Source organism: Bradyrhizobium sp. NBAIM08, from assembly GCF_020193935.1.
GTDB lineage: Bacteria > Pseudomonadota > Alphaproteobacteria > Rhizobiales > Xanthobacteraceae > Bradyrhizobium > Bradyrhizobium yuanmingense.
The window spans coordinates 1-449 of the sequence record NZ_JADYVR010000337.1 but is presented as its reverse complement, the minus strand read 5'-3'; the positions used below and the strand labels follow the sequence as shown (position 1 = coordinate 449).

Below are 449 nucleotides of genomic sequence, written 5' to 3'. Positions count from 1 at the left end.
CGGCTGATCCTCATGGACGAGCCCTCCGAGGGACTGGCGCCGGCCATCGTGGACCAGATCGCCGGTGCGATCACCGGAATGCGCGACGAGGGCGTCGCCGTACTCCTGGTCGAGCAGGACCTGCACCTGGCGTTCGCCGTCTGCTCCGACGTCGCCGTCATGGACCGCGGCGTCATCGCGCACCGGGCCACCACTGCCGACTTCCGCCGGGATCCGGCGACCGCTCACCGGCTGCTCGGCGTCGCCTGACCGCAGCGCCGCCGCGCCACCGCGAGCACTGTCAGAGCTGGCCGCGGCTCATGACGCCGCCGTCGATGACCAGCGTCTGGCCCGTCACCCAGCCGGCGTCGTCCGACAGCAGGAACCCCGCCGCCGATGCCACGTCCTGCGGCACCCCCAGCCGGCGCAACGGGTAGGTCTCCGCGACGGCCTCCTCGCGTCCCTCATAC

General features: G+C 72.8%; 1 protein-coding gene and 1 pseudogene. One reads left to right on the top strand and one right to left on the bottom strand.

Features of this window, described 5'->3' with window-relative positions; translation table 11 throughout:
• Positions 1-249: pseudogene (locus tag I6F37_RS39790) on the top strand (ABC transporter ATP-binding protein); the annotation flags it as partial.
• Between the two features lie 31 nt (positions 250-280).
• Here the strand turns inward: I6F37_RS39790 and I6F37_RS39785 are convergent.
• Positions 281-449: SDR family oxidoreductase (locus tag I6F37_RS39785; protein ID WP_276573809.1), on the bottom strand; the 169-nt coding region annotated here is incomplete at its 5' end.